Below are 18,524 nucleotides of genomic sequence, written 5' to 3' on the forward strand. Positions count from 1 at the left end.
AGGTCTCCCGCTCGCGCCTATTCGTGGCGGAGCGCTTCCACGGGGTCCAGGTTCGCGGCGCGCGCCGCCGGCCAGATGCCGAACAGCAGGCCCACCACCGCGGAGAAGCCCACGCCCAGCACCACCGTCATGGGCTGCACCGCCGCCGCCAGGGGCGTGAGGTAGTTCACCAGCCACGCGAGGCTCATGCCCACCGCGGTGCCCATCGCGCCGCCCACCGCGGACACGCTGGCCGCCTCCATGAGGAACTGGAAGATGATGGTGTGCTTGCGAGCGCCCAGCGCCCGCCTCACGCCAATCTCACGCGTCCGCTCGCGCACGGACACCAGCATGATGTTCATGATGCCGATGCCGCCCACCAGCAGCGTGATGAGCCCGACGCCGGTGGCCGCGCCGTAGAGCGCGCCGGTGAGCTGCGCGTACATGTTGGCCAGCTGATCCGGCCGGTTGATGGCGAAGTCGTCCGGCGCGCCGGGCTTGGTGTTGCGTTCCCGGCGCAGCGTCTCCGTGAGCCGGTCCTGCACGCGAGGGACGTTCTCCTGCTCGTCCACCGCGAGCACCAGGGTCACGTCACGCAAGGTGCCGAAGTGCCCCTGGAACGCGGTGTACGGCAGCATCACCACCAGGTCCACGTTCTGCCCCAGCAGCGTGCCGCGCTCCACGATGACGCCCGCGACGCGGTAGGGGCGGCGGTCCACGAGGATGCGGTGGCCCACCGGGTTGATGCCCGGGAAGAGCACCTTGCCCACCTCCGCGCCAATCACCACGACGGGGGAGCGGTTGTCCACGTCCGCCTGCGTGAGGAAGCGCCCCTGCCCCATCTCCACGGAGGACGTCATCGCGTAGTCGGGGCTGGTGCCCATGGTCTGCACGGAGGCGAGCTTCCGGCTCTGGAAGGACACCTCCGCGTTGACGAACATCATGGGGGCCACCGCGATGACGTGCTCGGAGGCGGCGCGCATGGGCTCCACCAGGTCCAGGGAGAGCGTCTTGCGGTTGCGGTACGCCCACCAGTCCCCGTTCATCACCCAGGGGAACTTGGACACCTGCAGCGTGTTGGAGCCAATCTTGTTGAGCTGGTCCGCGAACGAGCTGTTCAAGCCCTGGATGATTCCGACGATGGCCAGCAGCGTGCACACGCCCACGCCGATGCCCACCGTGGTGAGCACCGTCCGCAGCCGGTTGGAGCGCAGCGAGGTCAGCGCGATGCGCGCGCCCTCCCACACGTCGACCCGGAAGTTCACGAAACCACCCCTTCACGCATGGAAGCCGCGCGGCCTGGCGCACACCGGGAGGGTCCCCGGCGGACGGGCCGCGTCAGGCACTCTACGCCCAGGAGGGCCGCCCATTGCACGCGGCCTTCACCGGACGGCGTTTCACGGCGGGATTTTCCCATTTCAGGGCAGCACGGTCACCGTGTCACCGGTCAAGCGCACCTTGACGGTGACCTCGTTGGGGAGCGTGTCGGCCTCGTCCACGATGTGGTTCTCGTCCACTCCCACGCGCACCGTGTACTCGCCGTCCGGGGTGTCGGTGACGTCCAGCCACTGGCAGGGCAGGTCCGCGGTGTAGACGTCCGACCAGCCAGGCGAGATGCCCGTGCCCGGGTCGTACCAACTGTATGGCTCCCCGTCCGCGCAGTACTGGGTGAAGTCGATCATGTAGAAGCCCTGCTTGCGCCCCACCGACGTCGTGTTGCCCGCCGCGTCCTTCAGGTCGTAGCCGGCGAAGTTCGTCAGGTGGTGGTGCTCGTGGCACTCGTCGTAGACGAAGAGGTCCGGGCGCTCCTCGGGTGAGGGCACCACCAGCGGGCCCGTGCCCATGTTCATGATGGAGGTGGTGAAGCGCAAAAGGCGCCGCTCACCGCCCGCGGGCACGCAGCCCTCGCGCACCTCGCAGGAGTCCGCCGTGAAGGAGCGCCGGTCGATGTAGAGCGAGCGGGCGATGACGTCCCGGTCCACCGTGAGGTCCGGCTTGCCGTTCACGGGGTCCACCTGGAGGCCGCACATCCGCGTGGGAGCCAGCGCGGGCGCGGGCTCCTGCGAGTCCGGCACCGCGCCGCCGCCGAACACCATCACCCGGCCCAAGGCGGACTCGCCGCTGCCTCCCGAGGGTGTGCCCGCGGGAGTGCCGCTGAGGCCCGGGGACACCCCCACCACCAGGTCGTCGTACCCGTCACCGTCCAGGTCGCCCGCGGAGGCCATGCCCAGGTAGTCGGTGCCCATCGACGTCCGGAGGTCGAGCCGGTTGGCGCGAGGCCACGCCCACACCGGCTCCAGCGGGCCAGACACGTTCGCGGTGGGGCGGAAGAGGTACGCGCGGCCCACGGCGCCGATGGCGAAGTCGTGGCCCGTGCCGCCCTCCACCATGGAGCCCACGGAGACGACGGTCTTGTTGAAGGTGACGTAGGCCTGTCCAAAGAGGGGGAAGGCCGCGTCGTCCATCGGCTGCCAGGTGACCTGCGGCGCATAGCCCTGGCCCGCGGCGTCGGACAGGTGCAGGCGCTGGCTGCCGTCCAGCAGCAGGAGCGCCTCCGCGCGGCCGTCCCCATTCAGGTCGGGCAGCGCGGCGAACAGCTCGGCCTGGCCCGTCCACACGGGCTGCGCGGTGAGTGGCCCTTCACAGACGTGAGCGCTGCCCGCCTTGCACCCCAGGAAGAGCTCCACCTTGAAGTCGTCGTGGGTCACGGCCAGGTCCTTGACCCCGTCCCCGTCGACATCCCCCGCGGGGTTGGGGACACCGGTCAGCTTGCGCACGGCGGTGAAAGCGCCCTCCGGTGCTCCCGGCGTCGCCCGGTACACGGTGAGCTCCCCGTCGAGCGTGGAGACGGCGAGCTCGTCCTTCCCGTCCCCGTCCAGGTCCAGCAGCCGCGCGCCGCTGAAGCGCAGGGTGGCGGAGTCCGGCGCACGGAACACCGGCTGGGCCAGCACCTGGGACAGGTCCGGCCCGCCCTTGAAGACGCTGACGCCGAAGGCGGTGGCGACGAGCACGTCCGCGTACGCGTCCCCGTCGATGTCGCCCGTGGTCACCGTCATCCGGCTGCTGGAGGCGCGGGGGCTGGGGTGCACCCACGTCAGCGTCGTGGTGACGGGCGTCTTCGAGAAGTCGCGCGCCTCGCCCGCGTACACCATCACGCGGCCAGGGTCCGTCTGGGTGCCCGAGCAGGGCGCGGACGTCACCAGCAGGTCCTTGCGCCCATCCCCGTTGAGGTCGCCCACCGCCACGGTGCGGCCGAAGCATTCCCTGGGGTTCGCGCCGTCACCGGTCACCTGCCAGCGCGGCGTTTCGGAGAGGGTGGGGCCCGCGTCCGGCGTGCCCGCATCCGGCTGGGGGTTCGGATCATCCTTGCAGCCCGGCAGGCACAAGAGCCCCACCACCGCGCAGGACCGCGCGAATCGCATCCGCATCGTGTCGTTCTCCCCGGAATGAAACCGGCCGGCATTGCACCGGCCCCATCCCCAGGAGTCCCTTCGCGGTGAAACGATGCGCTCGGCCCGCCCTTTCGCTTCAGGGCAGCACGGTCACGGTGTCCCCCTTCAGGCGCACCTTGACGGTGGCCTCGTTGGGGAGCGCGTCGAGCTCGTCGATGATGTGATTCTCATCCACGCCCACCCGCACGGTGTAGTCGCCGTCCGGGGTGTCGGTGACATCCAGCCACTGGCAGGCGGTGTCCGCCGTGTAGACGTCCGACCAGCCCGGCGAGATGCCCGTGCCCGGGTCGTACCAGGCGAACGCGGTGCCGTCCGCGCAGTACTGCGTGAAGTCCACCATGTAGAAGCCCTGCTTGCGCCCCACGGACAGGGAGTTGCCGGAGGCGTCCTTGAGGTCGTAGCCGGCGAAGTTCACCAGGTGGTCGTGCTGGTGGCACTCGTCGTAGACGAAGAGGTCCGGCCGCTCCTCCGGCGAGGGCACCACCGCGGGCGCGGTGCCCAGGTTCACGATGGAGGTGGTGAAGCGCAGCAGGCGCCGCTCGCCGCCCGCGGGCACGCAGCCTTCCCGCACCTCGCAGGCGTCCGCCGCGAAGGAGCGCCGTTCGATGTAGAGCGTGCGGGCGATGACGTCCCGGTCCACCGTGAGGTCCGGCTTGCCGTTCACCGGGTCCAGTTGGAGGTTGCACATCTTCGCGGGTATCAGCAGGGGCGCGGACTCCTCCGAGTGCCCCTCCACTCCGCCACCGAACACCACCACCCGGCCCGGGGCGCGCGTGCCGTCGTTCTCCTGCGACAGGCCTACCACCAGGTCGTCGAAGCCGTCTCCGTCCAGGTCTCCTGGGCTGGCCACGCTGGGGACGGTGAAGCCCAGCATCGTCTGGGGCAGGAGGCGGTTGGCGCGCGGCCACGCCCACACCGGCGTCAGCGGGCCGGACACCTTCTCCTGGGGGCGGAAGAGGTACACGCGCCCCAGCGAGGCGAGCACGAAGTCGTGGCCCTTGCTCGCCACCGCCATGGAGCCCACCGAGAGGCTCTGGGCGGCCACGCTGGGGAAGGCCGGGTCGTCCATCAACGTCCACACGGGCGAGGCGGAGTAGCCCTGCACGGAGGCGTCGGACAGGTGCAGGCGCACGGTGCCCCGGAGCCCCGCGAGCATCTCCGGACGGCCGTCTCCGTTCAGGTCCGGAATCCCTCTCACGCTCTGCGCCGTGCCTTTCCACACCGGCTGCGTGGTGAGCGGTCCATCACAGACACGCGAGCTGTCCGCCTTGCAGCCCAGGAAGAGGCCCTGGCTGTTCTCCTCGTCGTACAGGGGGATGAGCAGGTCCTGGGCGCCGTCCCCGTCCGTGTCTCCCGCGGGCTGCGCGTAGCCGGACAGCACGCGCACGTTGGTGAAGGGGCCCTCCTTCCCTCCGGGCGTCGCGCGATAGATCGTGGTGCTCCCGGTGAAGGTGGAGACGATGAGGTCGTCCAGCCCGTCGCCATCCACGTCCAGCAGCCGCCCGATGGCGAAGCGCGTGGTCGACGAGTCCGGAACGCGGAACAGCGGCTGGGCGAACACCTGGGACAGGTCCGGCCCGCCCTTGTACACGCTGACGCCGTAGTAGCTCTTCACCACCACGTCCGCGTACGCGTCCCCGTCGACGTCGCCCGTGCCCACCGTCATCTGGTAGCCCGACGTGCGCGGGCTGGGATGCACCCACGACAGCGTGGAGGTGACGGGTGTCTGGGAGAAGTAGGACGCCTGCCCCGAGTACACCATCACGCGGCCAGGGTTCGTGGGGCCGCTGGTGCACGGCGGTGAAGTCACCACCAGGTCCTGGCGGCCGTCCCCGTCGAGGTCCCCCAGCGCCACGCCTCGGCCGAAGCACTCCTTCGCGTCGAGGCCATCGCCTTCCACCTGCCAGCGTGGCGTTTCGGAGAGGGTGGGCCCGGCGGTGCCGGCATCGTCTTGAGAGCCCGCGTCCGGGACACCCGCGTCGGGCTGGGGCTTGGGGTCGTCCTTGCAGCCCGCCGTCAGGAACATCACCACGGCGCAGGCCAGCGCTCCACGGGTCCGCATGTTCACTCCTGGGCAGGACGCGCTCACGCCCCCAGCGCATCCGATGTCCGGCATGAAGGGGTGCGCAGGATAGAGCGGCGCGCTCCGTTCCCCGAAAGGCCCTTGCTGAATGAACGGTGCTTCCGACACCTGCCCGACGGCGCATTGCCTTCCGGACGGAGAGCAGCCGGGCAGGCGGACGTGGCCAGCCCCCGACGCCGTCCCCAGATTCGCGCGAATGCGCGCGCCCTGAGTGCGTGCCCGAGCCATGGCCGACACCGCCGCCGACACCGCCCTGGACTCCCGCGCCGCTCCGGCCTCCGAGCGGTTCAGCCGTTCACAGAAGGCCTTCACGCTGGCGGGAGCGCTGCTGGGGCTGCTGCTGGCGGCGTTGGACCAGACCATCGTGGCCACGGCGGGCCCTACCATCCAGGCGGACCTGCACATCGCGCCGGAGCATTACCCGTGGCTCACCACCGCGTACCTGGTGGCCTCCACGATGATGGTGCCCGTGTGGGGCAAGCTGTCCGACCTGATGGGCCGCCGCGCGGTGCTGGTGGCGGGCATCGCCGTGTTCCTCACCGGCAGCTTCCTGTGTGGCGCGGCCCGCTCCACGCTCGTGCTCATCCTCTGTCGCGCGGTGCAGGGGCTGGGTAGCGCGGCGCTCTTCACCGGTTCGCTGGCGGTGGTGGCGGACCTGTTCCCGCCGCGCGACCGGGGCAAGTACCAGGGCCTGTTCGGCGCGGTGTTCGGCCTGTCCAGCGTCATTGGCCCGCTGGCCGGCGGCTTCATCACCGACTCGCTGGGCTGGCACTGGGTGTTCTTCATCAACCTGCCGGTGGGCGCGCTCGCGCTCGCGCTCATCTTCCTGCGCATGCCGCCGCTCAAGCCGGAGGGCGTGCACGGCGGGAAGCTGGACCTGTTGGGCGCGGTGGCGCTGGCGGTGGGCGTCGTGCCGCTGCTGCTCGCGCTCAGCCTGGGCCATGGCGCGGCGACACCCCGGGCGGGCGGGTTCCCGTGGGGCTCCGCGCCCATCCTGGGATTGTTCGCGCTGTCGGCGGTGGGGCTGGGGCTCTTCGTGTGGCGGGAGCGCCGTGCGAAGGAGCCTCTCTTGGATCCGTCACTGTTCCGCCTGCGCGCGTTCTCCGCGGGCAACGCGGCGGTGTTCACCATTGGCGCGGTGTTCCTGGCGTCCGTCACCTTCCTGCCGCTGTTCATGGTGAACGTGGTGGGGCTGTCCGCGACGCACTCCGGGCTGACGCTGACGCCGCTGACGCTGGGCGTGGTGGCGGGCAATGTCCTGTCCGGGCAGCTGGTGTCGCGGATGGGCCGCTACAAGGCGCTGATGGTGGGGGCGCTGCTGTTCCTCATGGGCGGCTTCGCGGTGATGGGCTTCACGCTGACGCCCGACTCCACCCAGGCCGAGGTCACGGTGAAGATGGTGCTGGTGGGCCTGGGCCTGGGCCCGTCCATCCCGCTCTACACCGTGGCCGTGCAGAACTCCGTGCCGCCCCAGCGCATTGGCGTGGCCACGTCCGCGACGACGTTCTTCCGGCAGCTGGGCATGACGGTGGGCGTGGCGCTCCTGGGCTCCGTGTTCGCGGGCACGCTGGGCCGGGAGATGCACGCGCGCACGCAGCAGGCCACGCGCGGGCTGCCTCCGGACGTGCGACAGGAATTGCACGCGTCCGCGCCGTCGGGCCTGGGCGGAGGAGAAGGCGCGCCGCAGGGCCAGCGGTTCCAGCCGGAGCAGGTGAAGGCGAAGCTGCGGGAGGGTTTCGCCGAGGAGCGGCGGCAGGTTCTGCAAGAAGGGCCCGAGGCTCGCGCGCGCGTGGACGCGGACGAGGCCCGCGCATTGTCCACCGTGGACCGCGTGGAGCGCGCGATGAAGGAGTCCTTCACCCGCGCGACGATGGCCGTGTACCGCTTCGCCATCTTCGTCGCGCTGGCGGCTCTGCTCGTCACGCTGCTCTTGCCGGAGCTGCCGCTTCGCAAAGGCAGTCCACGCAAGGCCGCCGCGGAGGCGTAGCGCTCCCGCCGCGCGGAAGCCGGACTCGTGGGTCCGGCCCCTTCGCGCGGCCTGCGTCGATGCGCGCTACTTCTTCGGCGGCGGAGGCGTGTCCGACTCCGGCGCGGTGGGACGCACGAGCGTGCCCGGCGACTCCGCCAGCGCGTACGCCATCCACGTCACCGCGGCGGTGCTGCGCGACAGGTCCTGGGGGTCCACCTTGTCCAGCGTGTCCGCCATGGAGTGGTGCACGTCGAAGTAGCGGCTGCTGTCCACCCGCACGCCCACGAAGGGCACGTGCGCGGGCTCCATCGGACTCAGGTCCGCGCCCGTCGCGTGCCCCACCAGGAACCGAGCGGCGCCCAGTCCTTCCAACGGCGCCAGCCACGGACGCATCAGCGCCTCACCGCCCGGCCCCGCGTGCAGGCTCACGCCCAGGGGCCGCCCGCCGCCCGCGTCCATTTCAATCGCGGCCACGTGCTTGGGCAGCTCCTTCGCGTGCGCCTCCGCGTACGCGCGGCCGCCGCGCAGCCCGTTCTCCTCGTTCATGAACAGCACCACGCGCACCGTGCGCCGGGGCGCCTGGGGCAGCTTCGCGATGAGCCGCGCGGCCTCCATCACCATCACCACGCCCGCGCCGTCGTCATGCGCGCCCGTGCCCACGTCCCACGAGTCCAGGTGCGCGCCCAGGAGCACCACCTCGTCCGGCTTCTCGCGGCCCCGCACCTCCGCCACCACGTTGGACGAGTCCGCGTCCGGCAGGTCCGAGCACCCCAGCACCAGCCGCACCTTCACCGCCCCGCCCTGGAGCATCCGGTGCAGCGTGAGCGCGTCTTCCACCGACACCGCCGCCGCGGGCAGTCGCGGGCCGCCTTCGTCGAAGCGCGTGGACCCCGTGTGCGGCGTGCGCAGCGACGCCGTGGCCAGCGAGCGCACCAACGCGGCCACCGCGCCCTGCTTCGCCGCCGCCGCCGGACCCCTGCCTCGCAGCCCCGCGAACCGGCCGTAGTCCGCCGCCTCCGACATGGTGTGGTTGAAGAACACGATGCGGCCCTTCACCTTGTCACCCAGCGCCGCCAGCTCCTCCAGCGAGCTCACCTCCACCACCTCCGCCGTGATGCCCTCCGGCGGCGTGGGCGCGCTGCCGCCCAGGGCCAGCAGCGCCAGCGGCAGGCCGCGCGTGCGCTCGGAGGCGAGGATTTCGCCGTGCTCCTCGCCCCGCACCCAGCGCGGCACCTTCACCGGCTCCTTCCACGCCTTCACCCCGTCCGCCTGGAAGGAGCGCAGAGCCCACTGCACCGCGGCCTCCGCGGACTCGGAGCCGGACAGGCGCGGCCCGATGCCATCCGTCAGCTCCGCCAGCCGCGCGTACGCATGGCCTTCCGCGAGCGCGGGCCCCACCAGCTTCGCCGCCGTGGCCTGCTGCGCGGCGCTCAGCTTCGTCACGGCCGGGGGCGTGGCCTTCACCGACGAGGTGGCCGGGGACTTCGGCGCGGGCTCCTGGGACGGAGCGGTCGCCGTGTTCTGGGGGGAAGGCGATGCCGAGGTGAGCAGCTGCAGCGCCAGCGAGACGGGCAGGACGAAGGTGGACGTGGACACTCGAATCCTCGAGGGGACTTGATGAGTGATGAGGGGCGGGGTGGAAGTCCCAGGGGCCACCGCGCGCCGAGAGGGGGAACGCGGCGCGCGGGGCTCAACTGGGACGTCACGCACCGGTTCCGCGGTTGGGGAACGCGAGGCCCGGTACATACGCCATCTTCCAAGAAGAAGAGGACGTGCGTGCATTCTTTAAAGAAATTCCCGGCAGCGTCAAGGCGGGAAGTGAGCATTGCGACCCGCGGGTGATGTGAGTGTTCACGACTCTCCGCAACGCGGGACGTCCCATGGCTCGCATTTGCCCTGGGTAACCCGTGACGTCTTCCAGCTTCTGGAGGCCCTGGACCCGATTCCGGAGGCCCAGGACACGCCGCCGCGCGCCGTATTCCCAGGGTTCAGGACGACCTGACGCCCTGGCTGCCCTGCGTCAAGGCGACAGGGCGGAGGGGCCCGCGCGCCGGCACGACGGACTGGCGACGCACCTTCGGGCGTTCACCCGGAACAGCCGGGCGCGGACGCCGTCACCGGGGAGGTGTTCCGGTTCTGGAGGAATGCCTCCTTCGGAATTCTCCGTTGCCCACCCCGGAGGACCCGGGCGACAGTGCCACGGCCGGAGGTCGTCCCCCCCGACCCGCGGTCCCCCGCTCATGATCGTGCCCCTTTCCGAAACGGAACAGGCCCTGAGGGCCGAGGTCGAACGTCTGCGATTCCGCCTGCGCGCCGCGGGCCTGGATGACGGCACAGGCACGGTCCCCAACGTCCCGGCGCCCCCTGGCGGGAACGCCGACGCGCGCGTGAAGCAGGAACAGCTGCGGCTGGCCCAGGAGGCGGGCGGCATTGGGGTGTTCACGCTGGACATCGCCACCAACCAGCTGACGGTGACGCCGGAGTTCTGCCGGCTGTACGGCGTGCCGGTCTCGGACATCCTGCCCGCATCGGTCATCGAGGCGCTCGCGCTGGAGGAGGACCGGCACCACGTGTCCAACGCGCGCACGCGCTCCTCGGGGCGGGTCACGCCGTCGGTGGAGTACCGCATCCGCCGGCATGACACCGGGGACGTGCGGTGGATCCACCGGCGGGCGTCGCTGGTGTACGACGCGGCCGGCAAGCCCGTGCATCTGGTGGGCATCACCCAGGACATCACCGAGCGCCACCAGGCCGACGATGCCTTGCGCGAGGCGAACGAGCGCGTGCAATTGGCGCTGAACGCCGAGGCAATGATTGGCACCTGGGTGTGGGACGTGCCCGGCAACCGCGTCGTCGCGGACGAGCGCTTCGCGCACTCCTTCTCACTGGACCCCGTGCAGGCGCGCGAAGGTCTGCCCATCTCCCAGTTCGTGGCCGCCATCCACCCGGAGGACCGGCCCCGGGTGGAAGCGCTCATTGCCCGCGTGCTGGAGACGGGCGGTGCGTACCGCTCCGAGTACCGCGTGCTCCGCGCCGACGGCGCGAACCGGTGGGTGGAGGCCAGCGGCCACTGCCAGCTTTCCGCGCGGGGCGCGCCGCTGCGCTTTCCCGGCGTGCTGGTGGACATCGACTCGCGCAAGCGGGCGGAGCTGCGGCAGACGGCGCTGCTGGAGATGGCGGACCGGCTGCGCGAGGCCTCTTCCCCGGACGCCGCCGCGAAGCTGGCCATGGAGGTGGTGGGGCGGATGCTGGGCGTGCCGCGCGCGGGCTACGGCACGGTGGACGCGGCGCACGCGCTGGTGCTGATGCACCCGAACTGGGTGGCCTCGCCGGACGTGGTGCGCGTGGAGGGCGTGCACCGCTTCCACGACTACGGCGTGTTCCTGGAAGACCTCCTGAAGGGCGAGGTGGTGGCCATCCCGGACGTGCGGGAGGATCCGCGCACGGCGCCCCATGCGGCCACGCTGGAGCAGGTGGGCATCCGGGCACTGTTCAACATCCCGCTGCTGGAGCACGACCGGTTCGTGGCGGTGCTGTTCCTGCACGACGTGCAACCGCGCACGTGGACAGCGGAGGAGATCGAGCTGTCGCGCAACGTGGCCGACCGCGTGTGGGCGACGCTGTCCAGGCTCAAGGCGCTGTCGGACCTGAAGCTGGCCAACGAGACGCTGGAGCAGCGCGTGGCGCAGCGCACGCGGGAGCGGGACCGCGTGTGGAACGTGTCCCAGGACCTGCTGGTGGTGGGGAGCCTGTCGGAGGGGAAGTTCCTCAGCGTCAACCCTGCCTGGACGCAGATGCTGGGGTGGACGGAGGAGGAGCTGCTGGGCCGCACGTCGGAGTGGCTGGAGCGCCCGGAGGACTACTCGCGGACGCGCTCCGAGGTGCACCGCCTGGAGGGAGGAAATCCCACGCTGAACTTCGAGAGCGCCTACCGGTGCAAGCACGGCGGCTACCGGCGCATCTCCTGGACGGCGGTGCCGGTGCCGGAGGACGGCGTGCTGTACGCCAGCGGGCGCGACGTCACCGAGCAGCGGCAGACGGAGGAGCAGCTTCGTCAGGCACAGAAGATGGAGGCGGTGGGGAAGCTCACGGGCGGCGTGGCGCACGACTTCAACAACCTGCTCCAGGTGGTGGGCGGCAACCTGCAACTGCTCCAGCGCGACGTGGCGGGCAACGAGCGGGGCTTGAATCGGGTTCGGTCAGCGCTGGGCGCGGTGGAGCGCGGGGCCCGGCTGTCCGGACAGTTGCTGGCGTTCTCGCGGCGGCAGCCGCTGGAGCCGCGCTCCCTGAGCCTGGGCCGGCTGGTGCGGGGCATGGACGACCTGTTGCGCCGCGCGCTGGGCGAGGACGTGGAGGTGGAGACGGTCATCGGCGGCGGGCTGTGGAACACGATGGCGGATCCGCACCAGTTGGAGAACGTCATCCTCAACCTGGCCATCAACGCGCGCGACGCGATGGGAGGCGCCGGGAAGCTGACGCTGGAGTTGAGCAACGCGTCGCTGGACGACCACTACGCGCAGGCGCACCCGGAGGTGATGGCCGGGGCGTACGTGCTGCTGGCGGTGTCGGACACGGGCGGGGGCATGTCGCAGGAGGTGATGGAGCGCGCGTTCGAGCCCTTCTTCACCACGAAGCCAGAGGGCCGGGGCACGGGTCTGGGGCTGAGCATGGTGTACGGCTTCGTGAAGCAGTCCGGCGGGCACGTGAAGCTCTACAGCGAGCTGGGGCTCGGCACGACGGTGAAGGTGTACCTGCCGCGCGCCTTCCAGCCGGAGGCGCCGGTGACGGAGGTGGTGACGGGGCCCGTGGAGGGCGGGAAGGAGACCATCCTCGCGGTGGAGGACGACGCGGAGGTCCGCGCGACGGTGGTGGAGCTGCTGACGGAGCTGGGCTACCGCGTGTTGCGCGCGGTGGACGGCCAGAGCGCGCTGTCCATCCTGAAGAGCGGCGTGGCGGTGGACCTGCTCTTCACGGACGTGGTGATGCCGGGGCCGGTGCGCAGTCCGGAGCTGGCGCGGCAGGCGAAGTCGCTGCAGCCGGACATCGAGGTGCTCTTCACGTCCGGCTACACGGAGAACGCCATCGTGCACGGCGGCCGGCTGGACCCGGGCGTGAGCCTCTTGTCCAAGCCGTACCGGCGCGAGGACCTGGCGCGCAAGGTGCGGGCGCTGCTGGACCAGCGGCAGCAACGGATGGCGACGCCGAAGCTCCAGTGGCCGGAGGTGCCGCGCCCCGGGGAAACGTCGGCGACGCTGGAGGCCGCGCGGCGGATGCGCGTGCTGCTGGTGGAGGACGACGAGGACATCCGCGCGTCCGCCGGCGAGTTGCTGGGGCTGCTGGGCCACGCGGTGATGTCGGTGGCGAGCGCGGAGGAGGCGCGGGTGGCGCTGGCGGCGGAGCGGTTCGACGTGCTCTTCACGGACGTGACGCTGCCGGGCATGTCCGGCGTGGACCTGGCGCGCGAGGTGGCGCTGCGAAAGCCCGCCATGAGCATCATCATCGCGTCCGGCCATGGCCGCGCGGCGCTGGACGGGGATCCGCGGCAGTGGCTGGGCGTGGTGGTGCTGCCCAAGCCCTACGCGCTGCCGCAGATACAGCAGGCCCTGGCCCAGGTGGCCGCGACGGCCCGCTGAGTGGTCAGCCGCGCTGGCGCTCCAGGAAGGCCAGCAGGCCTTCCGTGTTGCGGCGCTCGTGGTCGTCCAGGGATGGCAGGTACTCGCGGACCTCCGCGAGCATGGCCTCCGCGGCGGGCAGGTCCGCCGGGGAGACCTTGAACGCCCACTGCCAGTACTCCGCGGCCGTGTACGAGTACATCCGGGTGTCCACCGGATGCTTCAGGTAGGCGCGCAGGGCGCCTCTTACGATCCGTGGGGTCTGCCCCCAATGCGCGCCGCAGAAGAAGGCGGTCTTGGCGATGAAGCGGAGAAGCGAAGCTGACGGAACCCGTCCCGCATGTCGCCGCTCCACCTGCTTGAGGCCCGCGCGGAACCGAGGCCAGTCCCTGGGCGCGAGGCCACTCACGTCCGACACATCATCGATGAAGGCACTCCAGGCCGGATCCCTAAAGGGCGGATCCTGGAACGCCTTCTTCATTTTCGCGGGCATTCCAATGCCTTCCCGTTCCAGCTGTAAACGGCGTCAGGCCAGAACCCGTTGGCCATGCAATAGGACCGACACGAGTCACAACGGCTCTCTCCCTCCACCCGTCCTGGCTTGCGCTCTCCGCCCGCATCGACACAGCGAATGTAGTCCTGGGTGCAGGTCTCCCTGACCCGTTCCTTCTCCGTCTTCTCCAGTTCTTTATCCGCCCCGGGTGGAGGCAACGGGTTCGGCTTCCGGGGCCGGGGCGGCGACACGGTTTCAAGCTGCTCGCACGCCGCCGCCGAGCCGCTCTTGCATTGGCAATCCACCGTGCTGACGCAGCCCGGCCCGGGCCCCGGGCCCAGGGACTGCCGGAACTGTCGCGGGCCACCTGCGCAGCCCGCGACAGTTCCACAAAACAACATCACGAGTCCTAATCGCACACCTGCTCCGTGGCGTGCGTGGTGGCGCGGGGGCTCCAGCCCTCGTTGCCGTCCTTCTCGAAGTAGAACTTCGCGCGCGTGCGCTGCCGCGTGCCCACTTCATTCAGCGTGTTCGCGTCGTACAGCCGGCCGTTCACCATCGTGTAGCGCACCGTACGGCTGTTGGAGATGTCCTCCAGGGGGTTCTTGTCCAACACCACCAGGTCCGCCAGCTTCCCCACCTCCAGCGAGCCCAGGTCCTTGTCCATGCCCAGGTGGCGCGCGCCGTTGATCGTGCCCGCGCGCAAGGCCTGCATCGGGGACATGCCGCCCTGCACGAACATCGCCAGCTCCCAGTGCGCCGCCAGGCCTTCACGCTGACCGTGCGCGCCCAGTTGCACGCTCACGCCCAGGTCGTTCAGCTCCTTCGCCGCGCGGGCCACGTTCTGGTGGTTGAACTCCTCGTCAGGAATCATCACGCGGCGCCGTGAGCGCCCGTCCACCACGCGCCGGGGCACGAACGACAACAGGCGCGTGTCCTCCCAGACGTTCGTCTTCTGGTACCAGTAGTTCTCCCCCATGAGCCCGCCGTAGGCCACGCCCAGCGTCGGCGTGTAGTCCACCTGCGTGCCCTTCCAGAGCTGGCGCACGTCGTCGTAGATGCGCGACACCGGCAGCGAGTGCTCCAGCCCCGTGTGCCCATCCACCACCATGGTCAGGTTGTGCTGGAGCAGCGATCCGCCCTCGGGCACCACCAGCATGTCCAGCTCGCGCGCCGCCTGGAGGATCTTCTGCCGCTGGTCGCGCCGGGGCTGGTTGTAGCTCTTCACGCTGAACGCCCCCAACGCCTTCATCCGCCGCAGGTGACGGCGCGCGTCGTCCAGCGTGTCGATTTCCACGTGCGCGTCCGCGCTCGCCGCCCCGTACAGGATGGTGCCCGTGGAGAAGATGCGCGGCGACGTCAGCATCCCCGCCTTGCCCAGCTCACTCGCGGCGAAGATGGTCTCCGAGTGGTTGGACGGGTCGTGCAGCGTCGTCACCCCGAACGCCACCGACGCCGCCTGCACCCAGCTCTGCTCCGGCATCAGCCCGTCCACGCCCATGGCCCCGTGCCAGTGCACGTCAATCAGGCCCGGCATCAGCGTCTTGCCCTTCACGTCCACCACCTTCGCGGACGCGGGCACGTTCACCTTCCCCACCGGGCCCAGCGCCACGATGCGGTTGCCCTTCACCACCACCACGCCCTCCTCCACCACCTGCTCGCCCTTCATGGTGACCAGCCGCCCGCCCACCAGCGCCAGCGTCCCCTCCGGCACGTCCGACTTCGCGGAGAACGCCACGTCCACCCCGTCCGCCTCCGGCGGCGGCAGCGTCTTGGGCGCGCCGTCCATGAACGTGAACGCGTCCTTCAGCGCCCGCGTGTAGAGATTGGACCCCAGCGCCCAGTGCAGGGACAGCCGCGCGTCCGTGCCGGACCAGTGCAGGTATTCGCCCGCGTCACGGCTCACCTGCGTCACCGGCATCGCCTTGGTGGACGGCCCCACCCGCGCCTCCTTCGCGCCGCGCACGAAGGGCGTCACGTAGGCGTTGAAGTCCTCGCGGAAGGCCACCCACTTGTCGTCCGGAGACACGCGCATCTCCAGCGCGCCACCGCTGGTCAGGTGCGTGCGCGGCTCATCCCCGTCCAGCCCGATGCTGCGCAGCGTGCGCACGTCCTCCACGTCCTTGGACTCCACGTGCAGGAAGTACACGCGGTCCGACTTCGCGCCGAAGTGCGGCTGCTCCCCGTCGCGCGTCAGCTTGCGCGCCACGCCTCCACCGGTGGACGGCACCACGAACAGCCCCGTCTCCCGGCTCCACGTGCCCGGCATCAGGTAGCCGTCGCCCGTCGTCCGGTACACCACCCACCTGCCGTCCGGGCTCATCGCGGGCTCCACGTAGAAGCCCGGCTGCGTCGTCACCACGCGGCCCTCGCCGCCCGTCACCGACACCACGCGCACCGCGCCCAGCGCGTCGTCGTCCCACGTCGTGTAGACGATGGAGCGCCCGTCCCGAGAGAACGACGGATAGAACTCCAGGTGCTCGTTCTGCCGCGTCAGCCGCCGCGGCGTCCCGGACGGCAGCTCCTTCACGTACAGCTTGCCCAGCGCCTGGTACACCAGCCTCTTGCCATCCGGTGACACCTGCATCCAGCGCAGCATCTTCACGTCGAAGCGGTCCGGCGCCACGTCGCGCGTGCCCTTCACCGCCGCGAACACCGTGCGCGTCCCCTTCACGTGGAACGGGATGGGCGACACCTTCTTCGTCGCCACGTCGATGCGGTGCAGCTTCCCGCCCGCCCAGAACACCAGTGACTTGTTGTCCGGCGTCCACGCCATCACCGGAGACACGCCGTGGATGGCCCACGTCTCCTGCATGTCCCGGTCGAGCCCGTCATGCAGCGGCCGCTCCGCCCCGGACTTCACGTCCGTCACGTACAACACGCTCTTGCCGCGGACCCGCCGCACGAACGCCAGCTGCTTGCCGTCCGGCGACGGCGTGGGCCGGATGGAGCCACCCGGACCGGTGACGAAGGGCTCCACCTCCTTCGCGTCCAGGTCCAGCCGTTGAATGGCGTAGAGCTCCTTGTTCGGATCCTTGTCGTACTCGAAGGACTTCCCCGGCGTGACGTCCTGGCTGAAGTAGACGTAGCGGCCGTCCGGGGAGAACACGGGCTCGCCCAGGTCCTTCTGGTCGTTGGCGCGCTCGGTGAGCTTCACGCCCTCGCCGCCCGCGCGGTGGTACATCCACACCTCGCCCGCGCCCAGCGAGCGCCGGCCGGTGAAGTGCTTGCGCGCCACCAGGAACTGGCCGTCCGGACTCCACGCCGGGCTGTTGAGCAGCCGGAACTTCTCCTGCGTCACCGCGCGTGGATTCTTGCCGTCGCGGTCCATCACCCAGATGTTGTCCCCGCCACCCCGGTCGCTGGTGAACGCGATGGACTTCCCGTCCGGGCTGTAGCGCGGCTGCATGTCCCACGCCGCGCCGGACGTCAGCGCGCGGGCCTCGCCGCCCGCGATGGGCAGCGCGTAGAGGTCACCCAAGAGGTCGAAGAGGATTTCGTCTCCGCGCGGGCTCACGTCCACGTTCATCCACGTGCCTTCGCGCACGTCGATGGGCACCTGCGTGCTGGCCACGCCCGGGGGCGCGTCCACCTTCCACTCCTCCTTCTTCGCGTCCGGCTGCTCCGTCGTGGCGACGGGGGCCAGGGTGCCGCCGTCGCCCTCGCTCGCCCGGGCGGCTTCGCGCGCGGTGTCCTTGGGCGCGGGCGGCTTGGGCGGTTCCTGCGGAGGCGCTTCACCCTGCCCTGGAGGTGCGGGCTCGGGTGCACTCGCGGGCCGGGGCAGGGGCTGCGCCGCCAGGAGCAGACCTGGGACGAGCAGTGCGAAGCAGAGGGCGGAGAGGGGTCGGTTCACCGGAAGTGTCCTCGGGGAAGACGCGGGGCGCGGCATCCTGCCAGGATGCGTGGGCTCGCAGGGCGCCCGTGAACTCGTGGACGGGCAGGCGTGTTCCTGGGCGCGGCGTGCCGCGGTGCGTCCCCCCGGCGCGGTCCGAATCTGCTACTGCCTCCAGCCCATGTCTGACTTCAGTCTTCCCACGGACCCGGCGGAGCGGCGCGAGGCGCTCTCCGTCCTGTTCACCGAGGCGGTGCCCCACAACCATGCGCTCGGTCTGCGGCTGGAAGCGGTGGGGGGCACGGACGCGACGGTGGTGATGCCGTACGCGGACGTGCTCGTCGGCAACCCGGAGACGGGGGTGGTGGCGGGCGGCGCGGTGACCACGCTCATCGACGCGGCGAGCGGCGCGGCGGTGATGGCGGCGCTGGGCGCGTTCGCGGCCATCGTCACGCTGGACCTGCGAATCGACTACCTGCGCCCCGCGCGCCCGGGCCTGCCGCTGACCGCGCAGGCCGAGTGCTACAAGGTCACCCGCATGGTCGCCTTCGTGCGCGCGCGGGTGCACCAGGGTGACCCGGCGACGCCGGTGGCCTCGTCGCAGGGCACCTTCATGCGGGTGGAGAACTGATGAGCACGCCTTCGCTTCTCCTCGCGGACCTGGTGCGGCAGGTGCGCCAGTCGCGCGAGTACCACCGCCTCACCGACGCCATCCCCTACACGCGCTTCATGGGCATTGGCGTGGAGAACCTGGCCGGCGAGATGCTCTGCCGCATGCGCTACGCGCCGCACCTCATTGGCAACAGCATGCTGCCCGCGCTGCACGGCGGCACGCTGGGGGCGCTGCTGGAGTCGAGCGCCATCTTCGAGCTGCTGCTCCAGACGGACACCGAGCGCGTGCCCAAGGTCATCTCCACCACGGTGGACTTCCTGCGCTCGGGCAAGGCCCAGGACACCTTCGCGCGAGCGTTCATCACGCGGCAGGGGCGGCGCGTGGCCAACGTGCGCGTGGAGGCATGGCAGGACGACCGCACGCGGCCCATCGCCAGCTCGCACGCGCTGTTCCTGCTGTCGGAGCCGTGAGGCTCCGGAGCTCGGGGGACG

10 protein-coding genes are annotated in these 18,524 nt (G+C 70.8%); 4 read left to right on the forward strand and 6 right to left on the reverse strand.

Annotation, left to right across the window (positions count from 1 at the left end):
- Positions 1–17: 17 nt before the first annotated feature.
- The 3 genes from D7X99_RS22145 to D7X99_RS22155 form a co-directional block, all read right to left on the reverse strand.
- Positions 18–1,244 carry an ABC transporter permease gene (locus D7X99_RS22145; RefSeq protein ID WP_121779506.1) on the reverse strand — a complete coding sequence of 409 codons (1,227 nt, stop codon included), beginning with the start codon at positions 1,242–1,244 and terminating at the stop codon, positions 18–20.
- A 153-nt stretch (positions 1,245–1,397) separates the two neighbouring features.
- Positions 1,398–3,407: a lysyl oxidase family protein gene (locus tag D7X99_RS22150; RefSeq protein ID WP_121779507.1), complete on the reverse strand. Its 2,010-nt coding sequence runs from the start codon at positions 3,405–3,407 to the stop codon at positions 1,398–1,400.
- Positions 3,408–3,507: 100 nt separating this feature from the next.
- Positions 3,508–5,493 carry a lysyl oxidase family protein gene (locus D7X99_RS22155; RefSeq protein WP_121779508.1) on the reverse strand — a complete coding sequence of 662 codons (1,986 nt, stop codon included), beginning with the start codon at positions 5,491–5,493 and terminating at the stop codon, positions 3,508–3,510.
- Between the two features lie 247 nt (positions 5,494–5,740).
- Here D7X99_RS22155 and D7X99_RS22160 point away from each other — a divergent pair, with 247 nt between their 5' ends.
- On the forward strand, positions 5,741–7,501 hold the full coding sequence (locus D7X99_RS22160) for an MDR family MFS transporter (RefSeq protein ID WP_121779509.1): 1,761 nt from the start codon (positions 5,741–5,743) through the stop codon (positions 7,499–7,501).
- A gap of 66 nt (positions 7,502–7,567) precedes the next feature.
- Here the strand turns inward: D7X99_RS22160 and D7X99_RS22165 are convergent, their stop codons facing one another.
- Positions 7,568–9,079: a M20/M25/M40 family metallo-hydrolase gene (locus D7X99_RS22165; protein WP_121779510.1), complete on the reverse strand. Its 1,512-nt coding sequence runs from the start codon at positions 9,077–9,079 to the stop codon at positions 7,568–7,570.
- A 644-nt stretch (positions 9,080–9,723) separates the two neighbouring features.
- Here D7X99_RS22165 and D7X99_RS22170 point away from each other — a divergent pair.
- On the forward strand, positions 9,724–13,116 hold the full coding sequence (locus tag D7X99_RS22170) for a PAS domain-containing protein (protein ID WP_121779511.1): 3,393 nt from the start codon (positions 9,724–9,726) through the stop codon (positions 13,114–13,116).
- A gap of 4 nt (positions 13,117–13,120) precedes the next feature.
- Here the strand turns inward: D7X99_RS22170 and D7X99_RS22175 are convergent, their stop codons facing one another.
- Positions 13,121–13,588, reverse strand: a complete 468-nt coding sequence (locus D7X99_RS22175) for a hypothetical protein (RefSeq protein WP_158627051.1) — start codon at positions 13,586–13,588, stop codon at positions 13,121–13,123.
- A 409-nt stretch (positions 13,589–13,997) separates the two neighbouring features.
- The gene (locus D7X99_RS22180) at positions 13,998–17,441 is read right to left on the reverse strand and encodes an amidohydrolase family protein (RefSeq protein WP_121779513.1); all 3,444 of its coding nucleotides are present in this window, start codon (positions 17,439–17,441) and stop codon (positions 13,998–14,000) included.
- A 160-nt stretch (positions 17,442–17,601) separates the two neighbouring features.
- Here D7X99_RS22180 and D7X99_RS22185 point away from each other — a divergent pair, with 160 nt between their 5' ends.
- Together D7X99_RS22185 and D7X99_RS22190 are read left to right on the forward strand one after the other, a co-directional pair.
- Positions 17,602–18,051 (forward strand): PaaI family thioesterase, encoded by a 450-nt coding sequence (locus D7X99_RS22185; protein ID WP_121779532.1) that lies wholly within the window; start codon positions 17,602–17,604, stop codon positions 18,049–18,051.
- On the forward strand, positions 18,051–18,503 hold the full coding sequence (locus tag D7X99_RS22190; protein WP_121779514.1) for a PaaI family thioesterase: 453 nt from the start codon (positions 18,051–18,053) through the stop codon (positions 18,501–18,503). The genes D7X99_RS22185 and D7X99_RS22190 overlap by 1 nt, the downstream gene beginning before the upstream one ends.
- Positions 18,504–18,524: the final 21 nt, after the last annotated feature.

The sequence above is a fragment of the Corallococcus sp. AB032C genome (assembly GCF_003668935.1).
GTDB lineage: Bacteria > Myxococcota > Myxococcia > Myxococcales > Myxococcaceae > Corallococcus > Corallococcus exiguus.